We start from the raw sequence: 22,530 nt of genomic DNA, 5'->3' as shown, positions 1-22,530 counted from the left end.
ATGCGTGAAGGCCAACGAGGCAAGCCACGCTCACCGAAACACGTTCACCGCATCCACCAGCCGCGTCGCCTGCTGCTTCAGGCTTTCCGACGCCGCCGTGCTCTGCTCGACCAGCGCCGCGTTCTGCTGCGTGATGTTGTCCAGGTGCACCACCGCCTGGTCGACCTGCGACACGCCCGTGCTTTGCTCGACCGTCGACGAGCTGATCTCCGCGATCAGGTCCGACACGCGCTTCACCTGCGTGACGATGTCCTCCATCGTCTTGCCCGCCTCGTCCACGCGCCGAGCGCCCGATTCGACGCGCTCGACGCTCGCGCCGATCAGTGTCTTGATCTCCTTCGCCGCGTTCGCGCTGCGCTGCGCGAGCGCCCGCACCTCACCGGCGACCACCGCGAAGCCGCGCCCCTGCTCGCCCGCGCGCGCCGCTTCCACGGCCGCGTTCAGCGCAAGGATGTTGGTCTGGAACGCGATGCCGTCGATCACGCCGATGATGTCGGCGATCTTGCGCGAGCTGGCCGTGATGTCGCTCATCGTCGCGACGACCTCGCCCACTGCCTGCCCGCCACGCCCGGCCGCCTCGCTCGCCGACATCGCGAGCCGGTTCGCCTGCAGCGCGGTCTCCGCGTTGCTGTCGACGGTCGCCGTCATCTCGGCCATCGATGCGGCCGTCTCCTGCACGCTCGACGCCGCCTGCTCGGTGCGCGCGCTCAGGTCGTTGTTGCCCTGCGCGATCTCGTTGCTCGCGCGCTGCACGTTGTGCACCTGCTCGCTGACGTCGTCGACGAGCCAGCGGAACATCAAACCGAGCTGGTTGATCGTGCGCAGCGTCATGCCGATCTCGTCGACACGGTTCATCCGCACACCGCGCCGGCTTTCGCCGGTCGCGACGTTCAACGCCTGGTCGTGCAGCCGCTTCAGCGGACGCACGATCTGCGCGTCGAGCCACAGGCCGGCCGCCGCCGCCACGCCGACCGTCACGCCGGCAAACGCCGCGAGCGCGCCGCCCGCCAGCCCGCATGCCCAGCCCGCGCCGATGACCGCCGGTGCGAGCACGCACAGTGCCGAGTGGACACGCGCGCGCACCGACATCGTCTGCGACAGCGACGCGATGCGCAGCAGCCCCGTGCGGATCACCAGCCCCTTGTGGAACCGGCGCTGGCCGGCCTTGCCTTCGCGGAACGCGCGATACAGCGCATCGGCGGCCTCGGACTCGTCGTGCGGCGCCTTCGTCCGCACCGACATGTAGCCTTGCGGCTCGCCGTTGCGCATCACGGGAATCGCGTTCGCACGCACCCAGTAGTGATCGCCGTTCTTGCGGCGGTTCTTCACCAGCGCGGTCCACGGCTCGCCGCGCCTGAGCGTCGCCCACATGTCGGCAAACGCTTCACGCGGCATGTCCGGGTGGCGCACCGCGTTGTGCGGCTGGCCGACGAGTTCCTCGTTCGTGAAGCCGCTCACCTGTGCGAACGTCGTGTTGGCGTAGGTGATGATGCTGTCCGCGTCGGTCGTCGACATCAGCGTGACGTCGTCGGGAAAATCGAATTCCTGTTGGGTAACGGGCTGGTTATTGCGCATGCAAGGCTCCGAAAAGCGGATCTGACGTCCGCGTCGCGCTGACTTCACGCTCAGTAGCCGAAAAACGGTTTATCGCTTTACGACGGTTTTCATCTTACTGTCGGCATATTGGGGAAAAACCTTACCCTTTCTTCGCATAAAATATTCAATTCGGCGGCCACCATGATTTCGATCAAATAATCCGGCAATATTCGCCGCGCGTGTTCATCCACATGTCACGCCACGCTGCCCGGCCAACCCGTGCGCAGGACAATGCGTATCGGCCGTTGCACGCGGCAAAACGATTCCGTCTATCCTGCTCCATTCAACCGGTATTCGAATTCGATGAAAAAGGAATTGCACGAACTGAATCGGCTGTCGTGGAATACGGCGACAGTCGCGCATAACAGCCATAAAGGCGATCAGGCCGCATTTTTTCGCGCAGGCGGCTCGACGCTCTTTCCGGAAGAACGCGAACTGCTCGGCGACGTCAGCGGGCTGCGGCTCCTGCACCTGCAGTGCAACGCGGGGCAGGACACGCTGAGCCTCGTGCGCGACGGCGCGGACGCGACGGGCGTCGACATCTCCGACGAAGCGATCGCCTTCGCACGGCAACTGTCGGCCGACGCAGGCCTGCCCGCGCGCTTCGAGCGCGCCGACGTGCTCGACTGGATGCCCGAGGCCGCGGCGCGCGGCGAACGCTTCGATCGCGTGTTCACGTCGTACGGCGCCATCTACTGGCTGTCCGACCTGAACGCATGGGCGCGCGGGATCGCCGCGCTGCTCGCGCCGGGCAGTCGTTTCGCGATGGTCGAGTTTCATCCGTTCGCGCTGTATTTCGACGAACACTGGAAGCCGCACTACGACTATTTCCAGACCGACGCAACCGAGGAGCCGGCAGGTGTCGGCGATTACGTTGCCGTATCCGGCACGGGGCTCGGCGCACAGCACGACCATCCGGGCGTCGTCGATTTCGCGAACCCGCATCCGAGCTACGAGTTCATGTGGGGCATCGGCGATGTCGTGAACGCGCTCGTGTCGGCCGGGCTCGCGATCGACCGCCTGACCGAATACCCGTATGCGAACGGCTGGAAGGGCTTCGACGGCATGCGCGAGCTGGACGGCCGCCGGATGGTGCCGCCCGATCACATGCCGCGCCTGCCGCTGATGTATGCGATCGCCGCGCATCGGGAGGCCGCATGACGCGCCGCACCGCCGCCGAACGCGACGCGCTTTGCCAACGCCCGCTCGCACGCGACGAGGTGCCGCTTGTGTGGACCATCGACCGGCGCGAAATCATCGAGCACCTGTATGTGCTGCGCGACGGCACGCTGCATCTCGTTCCCGACTTTTATGACGTCGCGGGCTGGCCCGACGGCGAAGCCGACCACTACACGCCGATCCTGCTCGACTGCCACGATCGCGGCGGGTGGTGCGTCGGCATGTTCGACGGCGCGCGGCTCGTCGCGGCGGTCTTCGTCGACAGCCAGCCGCTCGGCCCGCACGGCGACATGCTGCAGTTGAAGTTCCTGCACGTGAGCCACGACTGGCGCGGCTGCGGGCTCGGCGAGCAGCTCTACCGCGCGGCCCGTGAGCAGGCGCGCGCGATGGGCGCTGCGCGCCTGTATGTGTCGGCGACGCCGTCGCAGAACACGATCGACTTCTACCTGCGGCTCGGCTTCACGGTCAGCGCATCGCCCGACCCGGCGCTGTACGCGCTCGAGCCGGAAGACATTCATCTGGAAGCGCCGACGGCCTGACGCACCGGCGCGCGGGTGACGCGTAGAATTTCCCGCTTTGCCACGGCCGCCATCGGCCATCGCGGCATCACGGAGAGCGAAATTGCAGAACGAAGCGCAGCCGCAAGCCATGCCGAAAATCCTCGTCAGCATGTGCGTGGTCGGTCATCCGGTCCGCTACAACGGCTCGGCCAGGACCGCCGCACACGAGGCGCTCGAACGGTGGCAGCGCGAAGGGCGCCTCGTGCCCGTCTGCCCCGAGCTTGCCGGCGGCTTCAGCGTGCCGCGCCCGCCCGCCGAAATCGCCGGCGGCGAATCGGGGCAGCGGGTGCTGTCGGGCGCCGCGCGCATCGTCGACGTGAACGGCAACGACGTGACGGCGCCGTTCGTGTCCGGCGCGCACACCGCGCTGGCCGTCGCGCTCACGCACGATTGCCGCTTCGCGATCCTGGCCGACGGCAGTCCGTCGTGCGGCAGCACGTTCATTTATGACGGGAGTTTCGAGAACCGGCGGCACGCGGGCGCCGGTGTCACGGCGGCGTTGCTGCGCGAGCATGGCATCGAAGTGTTCGCGGACACCGAGATCGACGCACTCGATGCGCGCCTCGAGCAGTTGTCGCAGGCCGGTTAACGACGATGCGCGGCACGAGAACCCTCGTGCCGCGCATCGATTCGGATAGCGCGAAGCGGCGCGTGCGCTGCCGCTTCGCCATGTGACGAGGTCAGACGCGTTCGATCGCGATCGCGATGCCCTGGCCGACGCCGATGCACATCGTGCACAGCGCAAAGCGGCCGTTCGTGCGATGCAGCTGATACATCGCGGTCGTCACGAGACGCGCGCCCGACGCGCCGAGCGGATGGCCCAGTGCGATCGCGCCGCCGTTCGGGTTCACGCGCGGATCGTCGTCGGCAACACCGAGCATGCGCAGCACCGCGAGACCTTGCGACGCGAATGCCTCGTTCAGCTCGATCACGTCGAACTGGTCGATCGTCATCCCGAGCCGGGCAAGCAGCTTCTGCGTGGCCGGCGCGGGGCCGATGCCCATCACGCGCGGCGCGACGCCGGCTGTCGCGATACCCAGCACGCGTGCGCGCGGCGTCAGGCCGTAGCGCTTCGCGGTTTCCTCGTTCGCGAGCAGCAGCGCGGCGGCGCCGTCGTTGACGCCCGACGCATTGCCGGCCGTCACCGAACCGTCCGGGCGCACGACGCCCTTCAGCTTCGCCAGCGTTTCGAGCGACGTCTCGCGCGGATGCTCGTCGCGCGAGACCACCACCGGATCGCCTTTCTTCTGCGGAATCGTGACAGCAACGATTTCGTCGGCGAGCGTACCGTCCTGCTGCGCACGCGCGGCTTTTTGCTGGCTGCGCAGCGCGAACAGATCCTGGTCGGCGCGGCTGATGTTGTAGTCGACCGCGACGTTTTCGGCCGTCTCGGGCATCGAATCGACGCCATACAGCTGTTTCATCAGCGGATTGATGAAGCGCCAGCCGATCGTCGTATCGTAGATGTCGGCCTGCCGCGCGAACGCGCTCGCGGCCTTGCCCATCACGAACGGCGCGCGCGTCATGCTCTCGACGCCGCCCGCGACCATCAGCGCGGCCTCGCCGGACTTGATCGCACGGGCGGCCACGCCGACCGCATCCATCCCGGAACCGCACAGGCGGTTGATCGTCGAACCCGGCACGCCCTGCGGCAGCCCTGCGAGCAGCGCCGACATGCGCGCGACGTTGCGGTTGTCCTCGCCGGCCTGGTTCGCACAGCCGTAGATCACGTCGTCGATCGCCGTCCAGTCGACGTCGCGGTTGCGCTCGACGAGCGCCTTGAGCGGCACCGCGCCCAGGTCGTCGGCGCGCACGCCGGACAGGGCACCGCCGTAACGCCCGATCGGCGTACGGATCGCATCACACAGAAAAGCTTCGGTCATCAGTGTCTCCGGTCCCAGGACAGGCTGGGGGAATGAACAGGGCGCGCCCCTTGCATTGCCCGTCGGGATGCGCTTAAATGTTCTATATACGAACATAAGATCGTGTATCGAACGTTCAACGCATCATAGGGAGTGCGGGGACGACCTGTCAAGCGCGCGGTCCGCCGCGCAGTTGGCGTGCCAGGCCCCATGCGCTATCTTCTCGGCTGCACGATATTCCAGGCGCTCATGACAACCGAAGACACTCAGACGAAACCCGGCGACTCCTATGTCCAGTCGTTCGCGCGCGGCCTTGCGGTGATCCGCGCGTTCGACGCGGCCCGTCCGGAGCAGACGCTCACCGAGGTCGCCTCGGCCACCGGGCTCACGCGCGCGGGCGCGCGCCGGATCCTGCTCACGCTGCAGACGCTCGGCTACGTCGAGGCCGACGGCCGGCTGTTCCGGCTCACGCCGAAGATCCTCGAACTCGGCTTCGCGTACCTCACGTCGATGCCGTTCTGGAATCTCGCCGATCCCGTGATGGAGCAGCTGTCCGCGCAGATCCACGAAAGCTGCTCGGCGGCCGTGCTCGACCGCACCGAGATCGTCTACGTGCTGCGCGTGCCGACCCGCAAGATCATGACGATCAACCTGTCGATCGGCAGCCGGCTGCCCGCGTACTGCACGTCGATGGGCCGCGTGCTGCTGTCCGCGCTCGACGACGCCGAGCTCGACGAAACGCTCGCGCAAAGCGGCATCCGCGCGCATACGCCGCGCACGATCACCGATCTCGGCGAACTGAAGGCGGCGATCGCGCAGGTGCGCCAGCAGGGCTGGGCGGTGGTCGACCAGGAACTCGAAGTGGGCCTGATGTCGTTGTCCGCGCCGATCCGCAACCGGCGTGGGCAGATCATCGCCGCGATGAACATCAGCGGCAACGCGCAGCGGCATACCGCGAAGCAAATGGTGAAGGAGTTTCTCGGGCCGCTGCAGCAGGCCGCGCAGACGGTGTCGGAGCTGGTGGCGCGGCGGGGGTGAGCGCGAGCCGTCACGCAACGCTTCGGCCTCGTGGAACCCGCGCGCCTGGTCGTCCTGGGCCGACAGCAGCCCGCACATAGACGGACCACGGTGGCGTGAAGCGCTGCGCCTGTTCGTCGAGCCTTCTCGACTGTACCGGTGCCGGGGACGATTCGCCAGACACTGTCTGGCGGATTGGCGTGGTTAAGAAGAATGATCGGTTCTGCTGCAAGTTCCGACGACCGAACCCAAGACCGTCCCAATGTGTCCAGCTCAATTGTCGTATCAGCGATACGACAATCTGCTCGTCCGGAAAGGTGACGGCAATCTGCACCACGCGGCGAAAATTCTTCACGGCGAGGCCACCGCCGTCATCTTCCGTCAACGGCGCCGACATCGGCCTGCTGCCGAACCGTCGTCGCAGTGAAATAAAAAAACGGGCGGCACAGGCCGCCCGCTCAAACTCCAATCGCTCTGCAACATCCTTCTTGCACAACACGGAGCGAACTCCGCGCCGCTCAATTTACGGGCGCGCGCCCGTTCGATCAATTTGACAGGAACGAAATTGCGTTCCGAATCCGTCGGACACGGCATCGTCACGCGCCGAGCAACATCCCCTTTCGCACCGGCACCGTGCCCGTCACGCGGCCGAGCGGCGCGCCGGCCGTGACGAACCGAATCGCGCGGCGCATATAGAACACGCCGTCGGTCGCGCTCGAGATCGTCGTGACCGCATCGGTCAGCGGATCGACGATGTCGAACAGCGGATCGCCCGCACGGATCGTCGCGCCGATCGCCGCACGGTGCACGAGTATCCCGCTCACCGGCGCATAGAACTGCTCGCTGCCGGCCAGCGGCGTGGCCGGCGCGGCGAGCGGCGGTAGCGGCTTGCGTTCGCCCTGCACCGCACCGCGCCACACGAGATAATCGACGAGCGCATCGGCATCGCGTTCCGCATAGTCGTACGTCACGTCACGCTGGCCGCGGCACTCGACCGTCACGGCCACGGTGCCGGCCGCCATCGGCGTGCCCGCCGGCAAGTGCTGCCGCAATTGCGACCACAGCAGGTGATGCGCATCGTCGAACGCGTGCCCGCCCGAATCCTCGGCAAGCAGCGACACCTCCGAGCCGAGATAACGCGCGAGCGGCTCGACTTCCGGCCATGCGGTATCGCTCGTGTACACGTGCATCACCGCTTCGAGCGAACAATGCAGGTCGATCACGACCTCAGCGTCGTGCGACAGCTTCAGTAGCGCGAGCTGCAGCGCATCGAACTCCGTGCGCGGCGCGATCTCGTCGAGCGCCCCGCCGACGCATTCGCGCACGATCGCGCGATTGCGTTCGCCGTCGTCGCCTAGCTGGCCACGCGCACGCGCGGCGATTTCCGCAAGCGGCAGGAAACCACGATTGAAGTTGCGGCCGCTCGCCAGATCGAAACGGCCGATGAACTGCCCGAACAGATGATGATTGAGACCGACCGGGTTCGCGACCGGCACGAGCACGATCTCGGCCGCGAGCCGGCCGTCGGCATCGAGCTGTGCAAGACGCTGCTTCAGCACGAACGCCGCAAGCATCGCGGGCGTCTCGTCCGCGTGCAGCGCGGCCTGCAGGTAGATCTTGCGGCCGGTATCGGCCGGCCCGAAATGAAAGCTCGTCAGTGTGCGCTGCGTGCCGATCGACGGCGACAGGAGCGGCGTGGTGCGAATCTGCATCGATGGTCTCGAACGAAATGAAAACGAAGAAGCGGGTGAAACGTCGAGGTGGCTCGGCACTCAGTCGCCGTACGGGTTGAAGTCGAAATACTTCCTGGCGATCCGGTCGTACGTGCCGTCCTTCAGCATCGATGCGATCGCGCCGTCGATCGACGCCTTGAGCGCCGTATCCGACTGCCGCATGCCGATGCCGACGCCGCGATCGCCCATGTCGAGCGGTGCGCCGACGAACGCGAAGCCCTTGCCCTTCGGCGTGCGCAGGAAGCCGTAGTCGGCTTCCACGGTGCCGAGCAATGCCGCGTCGAGGCGGCCGTTGACGAGATCGGCGAACACGTCGTCCTGGCTCTTGTACGGCACCACGCTGACGCCGGCCGGCGCCCAGTGCGCAAGCGCCCACGATTCGAACTGCGTGCCCGACTGCACGCCGACGCGCTTGCCCGCAAGCGACGCGGTCGTGCTGTCGACGCCGCTCCCGGGCCGGGCGACGAGCCGCGACTTGAAGCGGAACAGCTTCGACGAGAACAGGATCTGCTTCTCGCGCTTCTCGGTGATCGCCATCGACGACAGGATCGCGTCGATCTTGCGCGCCTGCAGCGCGGGAATCATCCCGGAGAATTCGAGCTCGACCCACTGGCAGCGCAACTGCGCACGGCGGCAGATCTCGTTGCCGAGATCGACGTCGAAGCCCTTCAGGCTGCCGTCGGGCGCCTTCGAATCCATCGGCGGATAGGTCGGATCGATGCCGAGGCGCACGGGGCGCGCATCGAGTGCGTGCGCGGAACCGGCCGCGAGCGCAAGGCATAGGGAAACGAGCGGCAGGAAGGTACGTTTCATGGTCGACGAAGGCGGGACGATGGGCAAACGGCACGAGCCGGACTGCCTGCGATCGTAGTGCGCACGCGCCGCCGCCGGAATCGCCCGCTGCCTTATCATGATCACTTTTCCCGATCACCGGCCCCGCGCTTGCCCATGGCGTTCACGCTCTCCCAGCTCCGCATCTTCCAGGCCGTCGTCGAGCACGGCAGCCTGCGCGCCGCCGCACGCGCGCTCGACCTCGCGCAGAGCGGCGTCACGCAGCAACTGCAGAGCCTCGAGGCGACGCTCGGCGCGACGCTGTTCACGCGCACCAATCGCGGGATCGTGCCGACGGCCGTCGGCCAGCGGCTGCTCGCGCGCTCCGGTTCGATCCTCGGCGAATGCGAACAGGTCGAGCGGGAAATCCGGCAACTGAGCGGCGCGTACGAAGGCACCGTCACGCTCGGCCTCGTGGCCGAGCCGCTGATCGACGCGTTCGCGCCCGTGTTGAGCGCGTTCCGCGCGCGCTTCGACAAGGTCGACGTGCACCTGCGCACCGGCACGTCGCGAATGATGATCGGCTGGCTGCGCGAAAGCGCGGTCGATTTCGCGATCGCGCTCGTCGCGAAGCAGACCGACACGACCGATCTCGCGGTCACGCCGCTGCGTGCTTCCGCGCCGGTGGTCGTGTGCCGAAGCGGGCATCCGGCGATGCATGCGCAATCGCTCGCCGAACTGGCCGACTACGCGTGGGTATCGACGCGCTCGCCGAACCTGAGCGCCGATCCCGTCGTCAACCGGCTGCTCGCGTACTTCGACGTACACGGCCTGCCGCCGCCGAAAATCCTCGCCACCGTCGAAGGGATGTTCGAGACGTTGCAGCTCGTCACGCAAACCGATTGCCTGTCGCTCGAAACCGAAGCCGTGACGCGGCACGGGCCGTTTGCCGGCGCGCTCGCGAAAGTGCCCGTGCGCGAGCAGGCCGAATCGCAGGACATCTGCCTGCTGCAGCGCGCGGCGGTGCCGCTGACGCCGGCCGCCCAGGAACTCGCGACGATGCTCGCGTCGTACCTGAGGGTGGTGCGCGGGCGGTGAGCACGTATCGCTGCTTGCCGCCCGTCGTGCTGCGCTGCGCCGCGCGTCAGTCGATCGAATCCCGCGCCGTCTCGCGCAGCATCGCCACCGCGATCAGCGACAGCACCACGCATGCGGCCACGTAGCCGGCTGGCGCGAGCTTGCTGCCGGTCGTCTTCACGAGCCAAGTCGCGATCAGCTGCGCAGTGCCGCCGAAGATCGTCACCGCGAGTGCATACGCGATCGAGATGCCGGTCGCACGCACGTGGCGCGGCAGCGACTCGCACATCAGCGCCATTTCCGACGCCGAGCCGAGCGAATAGAACAGCAGCATCAGCGCGGTCAGCGGCAGGATCACCGACAGCGTCGGGTGATGATTCATCAGCCAGAACGCCGGGAACAGCAACGCGACCAGCACGCCGCGACCGACGAAGATCGGCAGGCGCCGGCTGCCGAGCCTGTCCGACAGCCAGCCGAACAGCGGACACGTGACCAGCATCACGCAGCCCGATGCGACGCCGACGAACATCGACAGCTTCATCGGCAGGCCGAGCGTGTGGATCGCGTAGGTCGGCATGTAGAACGTCAGGATGTAGGTCGACACCGTGCCGCCCATCACCGTGAGCATCAGCAGCAGCACCGTGCGCGTGTGCTTCGAGAACAGCTCGTGCAGCACGCCGCGTTCGATGCCGTGATGGCGGTCGCCGGGCGCGTCGTCCGCGAGCCGCCGGCGCAAGAACATCCCGACCGGCGCGATCAGCACGCCGACGAGAAACGGTAACCGCCAGCCCCAGCCTTCCAGCGCGTCCTTCGTCATCGTGTTCGACAACAGCGCCGCGAAGCCCGAGCCCATCAGCGCGGCACCGCCCTGCGTCGCGAGCTGCCAGCTCGCGCGGAACGCACGGCGCGACGTGCCGCCCTGTTCGAGCAGCGTCGACGTCGCCGCGCCGAATTCGCCGCCCTGCGAGAAGCCCTGCATCAGCCGCGCGAACACGACCAGCAGCGGCGCGGCCACGCCGACCTGCGCATACGTCGGCGCGATCGCGATCAGGCCCGTGCCGAGCGCCATCAGCATGATCGTCAGGTTCAGCGCGGCCTTGCGCCCCTTGCGGTCCGCATAGACGCCGAGCACGACGCTGCCGAGCGGCCGCGTGAAGAAGCCGGCGGCGAACGTCGCGACCGACAGCAGCAGCGACGTGGTCGGGTCGCTCGACGGGAAGAACAGCCCGCCGATCAGCACCGCGAAGAAGCCGTACACGGTGAAATCGAAGAACTCCAGCCAGTTGCCGATCACGGCCGCGGCGATCGCACCGCGCCGCGTGACGGCCGGCGTGCCGGGCGCGCCGGCTTCGGCCACGCCCGTCGACGCAGGGTGCAGCGCGAGATGGTCTTTCTGCATCGCTATCCTCTCCTGTCAATGCGCCGGAAGCGCCGGCCGCGCGCCGTCGCCGCGATCACTGCCCGAGGTAACGCTCGACGAGGCGCGTCCAGAACGCCGCGCCGATCGGCAGGTTGCGATCGTTGAAGTCATATTTCGGGTTGTGCACCATGCAGCCGTCCTCGCCTTCGCCGTTGCCGAGCCGCACGAACGAGCCCGGCCGCTGCTGCAGCATGAACGCGAAATCCTCGCTGCCCATCAGCAGGTCGGCTTGCTCGACCACGTGCGCGTCGCCGACGAGTTCGCGCGCCACCTGTGCGGCGAAATCCGTTTCGGCATCCGAATTGACGACGACCGGATAGCCTTCGATGTATTCGACGTTCGCGGTTGCGCCATAGCTCGCGGCCTGCGTTTCGGCCAGCTCGGTGATGCGGCGCTTGAGCAGCGCGCGCACTTCCGGGCTGAACGAGCGCACGCTGAGTTCGAGGCGCGCGCCGTTAGGAATCACGTTGTTCGCGGTGCCCGCGTGCATCGAGCCGACCGTGACGACCGCCGGCTGCGACGGATCGACGTTGCGCGCGACGATCGTCTGCAGCGCCATCACGATGCTCGCCGCGACGACCACCGGATCGACCGTCAGGTGCGGCCGTGCCGCGTGGCCGCCGACGCCTTCGATCGAGATGATCGCCTTGTCACCGGCCGACATGAACGGGCCGCGCCGCGTGAGGAACACACCCGGTGCCGCGCCCGGATGGTTGTGCATGCCGAACACGGCATCGCACGGGAAGCGTTCGAACAGGCCATCGTCGATCATCTTCTTCGCGCCGCTGTCGACGCCGTGCTCTTCCGCCGGCTGGAAATACAGGTGCACGGTGCCGGAGAAGTTGCGGGTCTTCGCGAGGTGCTGCGCAGCGCCGAGCAGCATCGTCGTGTGGCCGTCGTGGCCGCAGGCGTGCATCTTGCCGTGCGTGCCGCTCGCGTAGGGCAGCCCCGTCGCCTCGATGATCGGCAGCGCATCCATGTCGGCGCGGATGCCGATGCTGCGCGTGCCGTCGCCCACGCGCAGCGTACCGACCACGCCCGTCTTGCCGACCCCGCGCGTCACCTGCCAGCCCCACTGTTCGAGCTTCTCGGCGACGAGCGCGGCCGTGTCGTGCTCCTCGTATGCGAGTTCAGGGTGGTGATGGATGTGGTGACGGATCTCGCGCAACCCGCCGGCGGCGGGCATCAGATCCTCGACTTCGGTGAATCGGGTATCGGTGGACATCAAGGGGCTCCTGCTGTTTGTCTGCGCACGCAACGGATGCGTGCGGGAAAGCGAGCCACTATATCCAGCCGATATCGGTTCAATAAGATACGAAATTTTTCACCGTGATAAGGTTTTTTAATCAGGGTTAGTGCGGACGATCCTCGACCCGTCGTAGCTTTCGACTAGATGCGGATACGGACAGGCGATCGTACCGTAGGGGTAAAAGATCAACGCAGAGTCTTTGTCCGCCATAGGTGCCCACCTCCCCAATCGGTGGACACCCATGCTCGTTGGTCAGAGCGCCGTGACGTAGACGTCGAGAATGGCCCCCTTACGGTCGATCAACCTCAATTGCTATAGATCAGACCGCGAGCGGCGCCATTGACGTAAATCCGGCCGTACGTGTTCCAGTCGCCGGCCATCACGCCGGAGCCGCCGAATTGGTGCGCGTCATCGTTGAAGCGCGCCCACGTTGCACCACCGTCGTCGGAATGGTAAATGCCCCAGACACCGTTCAATGTGCCTTCCACATAGACCGCGGCCGAGTACGGCGAACCGGTCGGCGCCCTGCCCAACGCGATCACGGTGGCGCCCGGCGTGTCGTTGGTCGACGCAAAGACGCCGAGCTTCGTCCATGTCGCCCCCGAGTCCACCGAGTGGTACACGGCCGTGCCGTCGGCCAGCCAGAGATCACCCTCCGCGTTCGGATTGACCACCATCGACGTATCCCCCCACGCATTCCAGGCCAGGTTCGCATTCACCGAGCCCTGGCTCAGCGCGAACGTGCGGCCGCCGTCGTTCGAGACGTAGATCTTGCCGCGCTGCCAGCTCCACGGTGCGCCGCCGGAGTCGTAGGCGTAGACCTTCTTCGGGTTCTTGCGGTCCGCGGCCAGGCGATAGGCACGCGGGAAGCCGTTCCAGGTGGCACCGAACGCCGGCAGGTTGGTCGCCGTCCAGCTGGCGCCATTGTTTGTCGTGTACGACGGCACCGAGTCCGGCGGTGCCCAGGTCACGTTGTTACGGGACGGGACGACCAGGTTGCCCACGTTGCTCTGGCTTGCCGCGGCGCCGTTGGGCAACGACGCGAACGTCGACCAGCTATTGCCGCTGTCGCCGGACCAGAAGCCCTTGGTCGCATGGCCGTTGGCGTTGTCGACGCCCGCGGCGGCGATGTACGTCGGATCGGACCACGACATATCGGCCGAATTGCCGCTGCTCCACGAGTTCAACGGGCCTTTCGTCGGCCTCGTCGTGAGATCCGTATTGACCCACGTGCCGATGTCGCCGGCGCTGTTGATGAACTTGTACGACGCACCGGGCGGCGCCGTGACGAGCGCCAGCGTCACGGTTTCCTCGAGGTTGTCGACCTTGGGGCTCCAGGTTGGCGTGGGCGACGAGGCGTCCATGGTTTCGCAGATGCCGCCGCCGTGGACGTGCATGACGTGATCGCGATTGGCGGGGTCGATGGTGACGCCCTCGACCCAGCCGGCGCAGCCACCCGAGGCAGTGCCGGTATGCGGCATGCCGGCCTCGATTTCGCGCCACGTACTGCCGCCGTCGTCGGATAGCTGGATGGTCTTGCTGGTGTCGCTCCAGCCGGTCATGCCCAATGCGATGCGGGCGGACGCGCCCAGACCGGAGACGGACAGGCCGCCAAAGCCGTTGCTGTTGGAGCTGTTGAGCAGCGTCCAGTTGCTGTTGTTACTGCCGCCGAACTTGTAGAGATAGCTCGGTCCGCCGATGCCCTGGCCGACACCCGCGTTGAACACCACATAGAAGTTGCCGTCGGACGTGCGCACGACGTGCGGGATGTAGTAGCCGGACACCGTCGGCGGGACGGGCACCGGCGTCCACGAGAAGCCGCCGTTGGTGGACTTGTACAGGGTCGACGTCAGGCCCGCCGCGTTGGCGTAGTCCGGTGCGACGGTGGCCCACATGATCCAGGTCGGCTGGCCACTCCCCTTGCCCGACGTATCGAAGATCACCTGTTCGACACCGATCGGGGAACTGCCGCCGCTGATCGTGGTGGAGGACAGACCCGTGACCTGCGTCCAGGTCCGGCCCGAATCGGCACTCTTCCACAGGCCGGCCGTGCGCGATCCGTAGAACAGTGTCGAGGGATTGTTCGGGTCGACCTGCAGGCGCTCGCCCGTGGCGCGGCCGTTGTCGTTGCCGCCCACCGGGAACGGCAGGTCGTAGTGCGTCCAGGTGTTGCCGCGGTTGCTCGAGATGTAGATGCGGCCGTTGTGACCCTGCGTCACGGTAATGCCGGTCATCATGTAGACGAGCTGATCGTTGTTCGGGTCGAGCGCGACGCTTTCGACGCCGTGGAAATCGCCCTCGCCTGCGCCGAAACCGATGCCGTCGGTGATAGGCGTCCACGTCGAGTTGGTCGCGTTCCAGCGGTACGCGCCGCCAACGTCGGTGCGTGCGTACAGCAGGCTCGCGTTGGCTGGATGGTAGATCAGGCCGGTGACATAGCCGCCCCCGCCCCACTTGACGCTGGTCCAGCTGGCCGCCGGCAGGTTGCTGCCGCTGCCATTTCCGCCGGTCTGACTACGATTGGCGGCTGCATTGGCACCCGAATTGGTCACGCCTGTCGTGCTATCGGATCCGTCACCACAGCCCCATAACGTACACGCCATCGCCGCAGCGGCAATCCATCGTTGAGAAAACATAGTCATCCGAAAAGTCCTTAAAGGAAGAAGTTCATCGCAGGGCCCGCCACCGGGCCCCGCGCAATCAATTCGCCATGAGCGAGGCAATCTGCGCCGCATTGAGCGCACCGCGATAAATGCGGAAATCGTCGATCAGACCGTGGAACGTGGCGTCGGCACTGTATTGCGATTTGCCCAGCCAGTTCTGCGTGGTACTGCCCAAGCGGAACGGCGCCTGGAACATCGCCGTGTTGGTACTGACGGGCGTGCCGTCCACGTAGATCGTGCCTGTCGATCCCGATAGCGTGACGGCCACATGCACCCATCGCTTGCTCGGCAGCTCGGTGGGGGCGTCGATGATCTGTTCCGGAGGGCCGTCACCGGGGCCGTTGGCCGTCATGGCGAAGCGCATGCCGGCCCAGCCGTTGCGCAACTGCCCGCGCGGCGTGAACATCATGTAGCGGTGGAAGCCCGTGCCGAAGTCGAACAGGCGTGCCCACGTTTGCGCGCCGTTCCAGAATACCCAGCTGGCGATGGTGAAGTCCGACACATCGGCCAGCAGATCGTCGGGCAACGCGACATACGCGCCCGAGCCGTTGAGCGAGACCGCGTTGCCGCTGTGCCCCGCTGCCCACGTTGCGCCGTTGAGCGTGCCATCGCGCCTGTTGCCCGAGCTATCGGCGGCCGTGATGCCGCTGCCTTCATCAAACGTGAGGTGCGCGAGCAGCTGCTGCGCCGTGATCACTTTCACTTCGTTGGAGAGCGCCGATTCGCCCGCAATCGTTTGCGCTGTCGCGACATAAAAATACGTGCCGGCAGCGGCTGGCCTATCGGTAAAGGTCAGCAGATCGGTGATACCGCTCTGGATGGTGCTGTACGGTCCGCCGGCAATGGTGGCGCGCTTGACGTTGTAGCTGACGGCGTTGCTGCTGCCCCACCACGACAGCACCACCTTGCCCGCGCTCGCGTAGCCGGTCAGGCCGGTCGGCGTTGCGGCGGGGGTGCCGGGGTCGAGCGTGCAGGTGAGCGTGCCGTAGCCAAGCTGATCGAAGCCGCCACTGTTGGGGCCGTAGTTGCCGCCGCCGCCTTCCGGTGCCACAAGTTCGGCAGCGCGCTTGGTGTAAGGCGCCGCCAGACCTTTGCGGTTGATGTAATGGTTGGCCACCAATGCCCAGCAGGGCCGCCCCAGGGCGTCGCCTTGCCCGCCGGCGGCGAACTGCGTCTGCGTGACGCCGGCGCTGTTCTGGTACGTGACGAAAGGCACCGTGTAGAACGCGCCGTCCGCCTGCTTCAGGTTCGCCTTGGCCACGTATTCCGCGCCCGCCAGGAAACGATTGTTGTCATAGCCGTACAGGTCGATGCCCTGATTCCACGCCATCTCGCAAATGGCGCCCGTCAATGCAATGCCGAGCGTGCTGTGGCCCTGGTCCCGGCCGGCTTCCTGCCATTGCCCGAGGTTGCCGGGGTGCAGGTAGTACACGGCTTGCCGGATACAGCCGTTACTGCCACCGGTCTTGAAATGGGTGACGGCCTCGTTGACGAGCTCGGCATCGTCGCACAACACGCCAATGGCCAGGATGCACGCGATGTTGGCCAGGCCCCAGTTGGCCCAGTAGTGCGTGTCCATCGCGGTGTCGATACGGGTCAGGAAAGCATGACTGACCGGGTAGAAGACATTGCGCATCATTGCCTGAAACGCGGCGAGTCCGGCCGGACTCCAGCCGCTGTAGCCGCGCATGATTTCGGCTGCGTTGGCGAACTCGTAGCCGTAGATGCCGGCAGCGAGCGCCACGTCGCTGCCGCCAAGCGTCGTCAGCTTCGCGGCCCATTGGTCCAGATACTCCACGGCTTTGTCGGCATAGCGTGTGTCGTCCGATACCTTCCAGCGCAGCGCGTCGCCATAGGCAGCGGCGATGTCGTTGTAGAGCGCGCCGTAGTTCTGACCATGCGTGGGATCATTGCCGCGATAGATGCCGACCTGCGGGTTCGGCTTGTTCGTCAGTCGCGTGTGACCGTTGGCGACGAGCACGTTCCAGCTGTCGATCCACGGGGAAGCGTGGGCCCCGACTTTAGCGCGCATGCGTTCGAAATCCGCCTCGGTATGCAGCAAACCGGGATGCGTGAAGGCGCGGGTTTGGGCAATGCCTGCCGACGTCGCCCCTGCGTCGATACCGTCCGAAGCTGGAGCAACTCCGGACGCGTGGCCGGTGCCATTTACCGATGTACGCTCACCGCCTGTCATCGCGTTGCTTCCGTCACCGCCGCATCCGGCCAGAAGCGTTGCGCCAAGCCCCATCACGAAGTGGCGTCGTGCAATATTTTCGATGTCGCCGAGTGGGACGATTTCCTCGGGTAGCATCGTCGGTGCTCCGTTGTCTCGCATGTCTGGATCCCCAGTTTTTTAGCTATAGTCGAAGCGGCAAAAAATGTACGAACTGTTCCGTATTCATCAGGAACGCGTAGCATTCTATCCAGTTCGATAGGGATGTAATCAAGCGAAAAAAAACATATTCACCAATGACACGCACTTGTCACATCGGCGATGCAGGGATTGAGGAATGCGCGAAGCGGCTGGGCACAGCCGTAAGAACAAAACAAAGTTGAGGCTGGGCATGATCTGTTGTCCGTATCGCGCTCACTGCGGAGCACGCCACCTCGACTCCGACGGCCAAGCAACTGCCCAAAGAGTACGGTGCGGGCGGCTAGAAGAAATTGGAACGGGCCAATCGTGACGAAACACTCACCCGTTGATTTTTGAGACGAACGGTCTATTATTCGCACATGGACGTTCGAACTGATCCGCCTCGCCGCCGCGGCAGGCCACCGAAACAGCACGAGGACCTCGTCGCCACGCGGGACATGCTGTTGCGCACCGGGCTGGAAGTGCTCACCGAAAAGGGCTTCTCGGCCACCGGGCTCGACGAGATCCTCGGTCGCGCCGGCGTGCCGAAGGGCTCCTTCTATCACTACTTCGACAGCAAGGAAGCGTTCGGCCTCGAACTGATCGACCGCTACGCCGAGTTCTTCGCGCGCAAGCTGGACCGGCATTTCAGCGATCCGGCACGCTCGCCGCTGCAGCGTGTACGCGCGTTCATCGACGACGCCCGCGACGGCATGGCCCGCTACGCGTACAGCCGCGGCTGCCTGATCGGTAACCTCGGACAGGAAATGGGCACGCTGCCGGAAAGCTTCCGCGAACGCCTGCGCGCCACGTTCGAGGACTGGCAACGCCGCCTCGCCGAATGCCTGGCCGCCGCGCAGCAAGCCGGCGAACTGGCGGGTTCGGCCGATCCCGCCGCGCTGGCCGCATTCTTCTGGATCGGCTGGGAAGGCGCCGTGCTGCGCGCGAAGCTGGAGCGCAGCGACACGCCGCTGACTCTGTTCGCGCAGTTTTTCTTCAATGGACTACCGCGCCGCTGAATTTTTTTGCCATTAACTAGACGATCAGTCTAGAAAGGAGGACACATGTTTCAAGGCATCGTGATCGACAGGCATGAAACCGGGCAGCAGGCCGGGCTCCAGACGCTGGACGACGCGCAGTTGCCCGCGGGTAACGTGACGGTGCGCGTGGGCTATTCGACGCTGAACTACAAGGACGGGCTGGCGATCACCGGCAAGAGCCCGGTGGTCCGCAAGTTCCCGATGGTGCCCGGCATCGATTTCGTCGGCGAGGTCGAAGCGAGCACGCACCCGGACTATCGCCCCGGCGATCAGGTCGTGCTCAACGGCTGGGGCGTCGGCGAAACGCATTGGGGCGGCCTCGCGCAGAAAGCCCGTGTCGACGGCGACTGGCTGGTGCCGCTGCCGTCCGCCTTTTCGCCGCAACAGGCGATGGCCATCGGCACGGCGGGCTACACCGCGATGCTGTGCGTGATGGCGCTGGAGCGGCACGGCGTGCGTCCGGACGACGGCGAGATCGTGGTGACCGGCGCGGCAGGCGGAGTGGGCAGCGTCGCCACCGCTATCCTCGCCAAGCTGGGATACCGCGTCGTCGCGGTAACGGGCCGCCCCGCCGATGCCGACTACCTGCGGCAGCTCGGCGCGGCGGAGATCCTGGAACGGTCGCAATTCAGCGAGCCCGGCAAGCCGCTGGGCAAGGAACGCTGGGCCGGCGCGGTCGACGTGGCGGGCAGCCACGTGCTCGCCAACGTGTGCGCGACCACGCGGTACCGCGGCGTCGTGACGGCCTGCGGCCTGGCCGCCGGCTTCGATTTCCCCGCGACCGTCATGCCGTTCATCCTGCGCGGCGTTACGCTCGTCGGGATCGACAGCGTCATGTGCCCGCGCGCCGACCGGCTGGAAGCGTGGCGCCGGCTCGCGTCCGACCTCGACGTCGAGAAGCTGGGCGCGATCAGCCACCAGGTCGGCCTGGGCGACGTCATCCCGCTTGCAGGAGAATTGATCAACGGCAAGGTGCGCGGCCGCATCGTCGTCGACGTCAACGCGTGACGCCGCTGACGACCACCCGCGCTTCTTTGATCGGACGACGCCTCGCGCATCGAGTGCGCCCGCGCCACGTTATCCAGGAGACCTCATGACCGCCGCAAACACCGCACCCATCAGCCGCTTTCCCGTGCCCGCGCTCGAAGACCTGCCCGAGGACATTCGCGAACGCATCGCGGCCGTCCAGGAAAAGTCGGGCTTCATCCCGAACGTCTTCCTGACGCTGGCGCATCGCCCCGACGAGTTTCGCGCGTTCATGGCCTACCACGACGCACTGATGGACAAGCCGGGCAACCTGAGCAAGGCCGAGCGCGAGATGATCGTCGTGGCCACCAGCAGCGTGAACCAGTGCCAGTACTGCGTGATCGCGCACGGGGCGATCCTGCGCATTCGCGCGAAGGATCCGCTGATCGCCGACCAGGTCGCCGCCAACTACCGCAAGGCCGACATCACCGCCCGGCAGAAGGCGATGCTCGACTTCGCGATGAAGGTGTCGCAGGCCGCGCATCAGGTGGGCGAAGCGGACTTCGACGCGCTCAAGTCGCACGGCTTCGTCGAAGAAGACGTGTGGGACATCATGGCGATCTCGGCTTTCTTCGGCATGTCCAACCGCATCGCGAACGTGACGAACATGCGACCGAATGCGGAGTTTTACGCGCTGGGGCGTTGAGCGCACACGCCGTTCGGCCGTGCGGACGGGACGCGGCGATATCGTCGCTCGCCTATCGACGCCGGTAAACGACGCCCTCGCCCGGCTCCGGCGCCGCATTGGCCGCCTCGTCGAAACGCTCGCGCGCTTGCGCGATCGGCTGCTTGTTTTTCTCCGCCCACCTGACGAGCGCCATCACGGGCTCCAGCAGCGTTGCGCCGAGCGGCGTGAGCGCATAGTCGACGCGCGGCGGAATCGTCGGGAACACCGTCCGCGTGACCAGCCCGTCGCGCTCCAGTCCGCGCAATGACAGCGTCAGCATGCGCTGCGAAATCCCTTCGATCTCGCGTTTCAGCTCGTTGAAGCGCCGCGAACCATCGTTCAGCGTCGCGATGATATAGAGGCTCCATTTGTCGCCGATCCGGTCGAGGATCTGGCGGGTCATCTGGCAGTCGTTGTCGCTGGGTCGGGGCATGGTGGCAGGAACATCGATGTGACTGGGGCACAACCCTGTGCGTTCTTGTGGGGCCCGGGCGCGAACCCTAGCATTCCACATGCTTTTCGGTAACTCAGTCATCAAAAGTTACCGGGTTCTCATCTTATCCCTAAAGGAACGCTCATGAGCCGCATCCTGCTGATCACCTCCAGCCCCCGCAGCACCGACAGCCTGTCCACGCGCTTCGCGCACGACCTCGCGCAGCAACTCGCGGCGCGCGACGCAAACAGCGCCGTCACCTTGCGCGATCTCTCCACCGATCCGCTGCCGCATATCGACGACGCATACATCGTCGGCCGCACGCTGCCGCCGGACGCGCGCAACGCGGAGCAAGCGCAGGCCGTCGAGCTGGCGCAAGCACTGATCGACGAACTGCGCGCCGCCGACGTCGTCGTGATCGGCTCCGCGATGACCAACTTCGGCCCGTCCACGCAGTTGCGCGCGTGGTTCGACCGCGTGATCTGGCCGCAGGTCACGTTCCGCTACGGCGAAAGCGGCGTCGCCGGCACACTGGAAGGCAAGCAGGTCTATCTGGTCACCGCCAGCGGCGGCGTCTTTTCGGAAGGCCCGTATGCACCCTTCGACTACCAGTCCGGCTATCTGAAGCATCTGCTCGGGTTCATCGGGATGACCGACATCCGCGAAGTGCGCGTGGAAGGCACCGTGATGGGCGCCGATGCTGTGCAAGCGGCCATCGCAAAGGCCGGGCAGGAAGTGCAGGCGCTGGTGGAACAGGCCGGTTGAGACAACGGCAGCGCCCGTCGATCGCACGGGCGTTACCGACCGATGCCCGCGTGCACGCGCCGGCATCGGTCATCCGCTCACTTCGCCCGTGCGGCCGGGCGAATGTCAGCGCTCACTCCAGCCCCTTCAGCGCCTCCAGCCCGTCCGGCAGCTTCGCATCCGGAAATTGCGTCGACAGCGTCGTGTCGCGCCACCGCGCGGCCTCTTCCGCGCGCTGCTTCTCCGCCTGCTCGCACACGAACAGCGCATCGCCGCCGAGCAGCAGGCGCATCGGCACGTCCTCGCGGCGCGACAGCTCGACGATCAGCGCCGCGATTCGTGCAGGATCGCCGCCTTCGTGGCCGCCATACGCGCCGAGCAATTCGAGAATCTTCCCGACCGACGGCTGATAGTCGGGCAGCAGATCATCGACGCCACGCTTCGCCTGCGCGGCCCAGTCGGTGCGCATCCCGCCCGGCTCGAGCGTGCACACGCGCACGCCGAACGGCGCGACCTCTTTCGACAGGACGTCGCTGAACCCGCCGACCGCCCACTTCGCAGCCTGATACGCGGACAACCCCGGCGTCGACGTGCGCCCGCCGACCGACGACACCTGGAAGATGTGCCCCGCACGCTGCGCGCGCATCGTCGGCAGCACCGCACGCGTCAGGTTGATCACGCCGAACAGGTTCGTTTCGATCTGGTCGCGGAAATCGTCGGCGGCCATCTGCTCGAACGGCGCCGTATGACCGTAGCCGGCATTGTTCACGAGCACGTCGATGCGGCCGAACGCTTCGCGGGCGGCCGTTACCGCGCCCTCGGCGGCCGCTTCATCGGTCACGTCGAGCGCGACCGGCAGCAACCGATCGCCGTACCGCTCCACCAGATCCGCCAGCCGCGCGGGATCGCGCGCGGCGGCCACCAGCCGGTCGCCCGCCGCCAGCACGGCTTCCGAAATCGCTCGCCCCAGGCCGCGCGCGGCCCCTGTTACCAGCCAGACTTTCGACATTTTCCACTCCTTGATCGTAGTGAAACCACAAAATGAATGATTACTCACTCATTAATAACGGCGATGTGTCGGTCATTCGCGACCTTCATCGCCCTGCCTGAAACCTGCCGCCCGTCGTCGTCGCGGCACGT

Annotated in this window: 19 protein-coding genes and 1 pseudogene; 9 read left to right on the top strand and 11 right to left on the bottom strand. The window is 66.2% G+C overall.

Features of this window, described 5'->3' with window-relative positions; all coding sequences use genetic code 11:
* Window positions 1–30: 30 nt before the first annotated feature.
* The gene (locus F3J15_RS09100) at window positions 31–1,575 is read right to left on the bottom strand and encodes a PAS domain-containing methyl-accepting chemotaxis protein (protein ID WP_166889951.1); all 1,545 of its coding nucleotides are present in this window, start codon (window positions 1,573–1,575) and stop codon (window positions 31–33) included.
* 324 nt (window positions 1,576–1,899) lie between these two features.
* On the opposite strand from F3J15_RS09100, the gene F3J15_RS09095 reads away from it, so the two are divergent.
* The 3 genes from F3J15_RS09095 to F3J15_RS09085 all read left to right on the top strand — a co-directional run bounded on the left by F3J15_RS09095 (window position 1,900) and on the right by F3J15_RS09085 (window position 3,924).
* On the top strand, window positions 1,900–2,757 hold the full coding sequence (locus F3J15_RS09095) for a class I SAM-dependent methyltransferase (protein WP_166889948.1): 858 nt from the start codon (window positions 1,900–1,902) through the stop codon (window positions 2,755–2,757).
* Window positions 2,754–3,314, top strand: a complete 561-nt coding sequence (locus F3J15_RS09090; RefSeq protein ID WP_166889946.1) for an N-acetyltransferase — start codon at window positions 2,754–2,756, stop codon at window positions 3,312–3,314. The genes F3J15_RS09095 and F3J15_RS09090 overlap by 4 nt, the downstream gene beginning before the upstream one ends.
* Before the next feature lie 82 nt (window positions 3,315–3,396).
* Window positions 3,397–3,924 (top strand): DUF523 domain-containing protein, encoded by a 528-nt coding sequence (locus tag F3J15_RS09085; protein ID WP_166889943.1) that lies wholly within the window; start codon window positions 3,397–3,399, stop codon window positions 3,922–3,924.
* Window positions 3,925–4,015: 91 nt separating this feature from the next.
* Here F3J15_RS09085 and pcaF read toward each other — a convergent pair whose 3' ends face one another.
* On the bottom strand, window positions 4,016–5,218 hold the full coding sequence (pcaF, locus tag F3J15_RS09080; protein WP_166889940.1) for a 3-oxoadipyl-CoA thiolase: 1,203 nt from the start codon (window positions 5,216–5,218) through the stop codon (window positions 4,016–4,018).
* Between the two features lie 228 nt (window positions 5,219–5,446).
* On the opposite strand from pcaF, the gene F3J15_RS09075 reads away from it, so the two are divergent.
* Window positions 5,447–6,235, top strand: a complete 789-nt coding sequence (locus F3J15_RS09075; RefSeq protein WP_039367952.1) for an IclR family transcriptional regulator — start codon at window positions 5,447–5,449, stop codon at window positions 6,233–6,235.
* A gap of 238 nt (window positions 6,236–6,473) precedes the next feature.
* Here the strand turns inward: F3J15_RS09075 and F3J15_RS37740 are convergent.
* From F3J15_RS37740 to F3J15_RS09060, 3 genes and pseudogenes are all read right to left on the bottom strand, one after another.
* Window positions 6,474–6,572 (bottom strand): annotated as a pseudogene (locus tag F3J15_RS37740) (DUF1016 domain-containing protein); the annotation flags it as partial.
* Between the two features lie 238 nt (window positions 6,573–6,810).
* Entirely contained in the window at window positions 6,811–7,926 is a 1,116-nt protein-coding gene (locus tag F3J15_RS09065; protein ID WP_166889934.1) for a succinylglutamate desuccinylase/aspartoacylase family protein, read from the bottom strand.
* 60 nt (window positions 7,927–7,986) lie between these two features.
* On the bottom strand, window positions 7,987–8,760 hold the full coding sequence (locus F3J15_RS09060) for a transporter substrate-binding domain-containing protein (RefSeq protein ID WP_166889931.1): 774 nt from the start codon (window positions 8,758–8,760) through the stop codon (window positions 7,987–7,989).
* Between the two features lie 135 nt (window positions 8,761–8,895).
* Here F3J15_RS09060 and F3J15_RS09055 point away from each other — a divergent pair, with 135 nt between their 5' ends.
* Entirely contained in the window at window positions 8,896–9,816 is a 921-nt protein-coding gene (locus F3J15_RS09055) for a LysR substrate-binding domain-containing protein (protein ID WP_166889928.1), read from the top strand.
* 46 nt (window positions 9,817–9,862) lie between these two features.
* Here F3J15_RS09055 and F3J15_RS09050 read toward each other — a convergent pair whose 3' ends face one another.
* The 4 genes from F3J15_RS09050 to F3J15_RS09035 form a co-directional block, all read right to left on the bottom strand.
* A complete protein-coding gene (locus F3J15_RS09050; RefSeq protein WP_166889925.1) occupies window positions 9,863–11,194 on the bottom strand; it encodes an MFS transporter in 1,332 nt (443 codons plus the stop codon).
* Window positions 11,195–11,249: 55 nt separating this feature from the next.
* Window positions 11,250–12,440 (bottom strand): M20 aminoacylase family protein, encoded by a 1,191-nt coding sequence (locus tag F3J15_RS09045; protein ID WP_166889922.1) that lies wholly within the window; start codon window positions 12,438–12,440, stop codon window positions 11,250–11,252.
* 329 nt (window positions 12,441–12,769) lie between these two features.
* On the bottom strand, window positions 12,770–15,199 hold the full coding sequence (locus F3J15_RS09040; protein WP_240158675.1) for a dockerin: 2,430 nt from the start codon (window positions 15,197–15,199) through the stop codon (window positions 12,770–12,772).
* Window positions 15,165–17,438, bottom strand: coding sequence for a LamG-like jellyroll fold domain-containing protein (locus F3J15_RS09035; RefSeq protein ID WP_166889920.1), 2,274 nt, complete (start codon window positions 17,436–17,438; stop codon window positions 15,165–15,167). The genes F3J15_RS09040 and F3J15_RS09035 overlap by 35 nt, the downstream gene beginning before the upstream one ends.
* A 422-nt stretch (window positions 17,439–17,860) precedes the next feature.
* Between F3J15_RS09035 and F3J15_RS09030 the strand changes: the two genes are divergently transcribed.
* The 3 genes from F3J15_RS09030 to F3J15_RS09020 all read left to right on the top strand — a co-directional run bounded on the left by F3J15_RS09030 (window position 17,861) and on the right by F3J15_RS09020 (window position 20,192).
* On the top strand, window positions 17,861–18,499 hold the full coding sequence (locus F3J15_RS09030) for a TetR/AcrR family transcriptional regulator (RefSeq protein ID WP_166889917.1): 639 nt from the start codon (window positions 17,861–17,863) through the stop codon (window positions 18,497–18,499).
* Window positions 18,500–18,544: 45 nt separating this feature from the next.
* Window positions 18,545–19,528, top strand: a complete 984-nt coding sequence (locus F3J15_RS09025) for an MDR family oxidoreductase (protein ID WP_166889914.1) — start codon at window positions 18,545–18,547, stop codon at window positions 19,526–19,528.
* Between the two features lie 85 nt (window positions 19,529–19,613).
* The gene (locus F3J15_RS09020) at window positions 19,614–20,192 is read left to right on the top strand and encodes a peroxidase-related enzyme (protein WP_089484888.1); all 579 of its coding nucleotides are present in this window, start codon (window positions 19,614–19,616) and stop codon (window positions 20,190–20,192) included.
* A gap of 52 nt (window positions 20,193–20,244) precedes the next feature.
* Here F3J15_RS09020 and F3J15_RS09015 read toward each other — a convergent pair whose 3' ends face one another.
* Window positions 20,245–20,679, bottom strand: coding sequence for a helix-turn-helix domain-containing protein (locus tag F3J15_RS09015; protein WP_069252611.1), 435 nt, complete (start codon window positions 20,677–20,679; stop codon window positions 20,245–20,247).
* Between the two features lie 111 nt (window positions 20,680–20,790).
* On the opposite strand from F3J15_RS09015, the gene F3J15_RS09010 reads away from it, so the two are divergent.
* Window positions 20,791–21,411 carry an NAD(P)H-dependent oxidoreductase gene (locus tag F3J15_RS09010; RefSeq protein WP_166889910.1) on the top strand — a complete coding sequence of 207 codons (621 nt, stop codon included), beginning with the start codon at window positions 20,791–20,793 and terminating at the stop codon, window positions 21,409–21,411.
* A 112-nt stretch (window positions 21,412–21,523) separates the two neighbouring features.
* Here F3J15_RS09010 and F3J15_RS09005 read toward each other — a convergent pair whose 3' ends face one another.
* Complete coding sequence (locus F3J15_RS09005) at window positions 21,524–22,399, bottom strand: SDR family NAD(P)-dependent oxidoreductase (RefSeq protein ID WP_166889907.1); 876 nt, start codon at window positions 22,397–22,399, stop codon at window positions 21,524–21,526.
* Window positions 22,400–22,530: the final 131 nt, after the last annotated feature.

The sequence above is a fragment of the Burkholderia sp. Ap-955 genome (genome assembly GCF_011753045.1).
GTDB lineage: Bacteria > Pseudomonadota > Gammaproteobacteria > Burkholderiales > Burkholderiaceae > Burkholderia > Burkholderia lata_D.
Note: the sequence above shows the minus strand (reverse complement) of the source record. Positions and strands in the feature narration are given on the sequence as shown.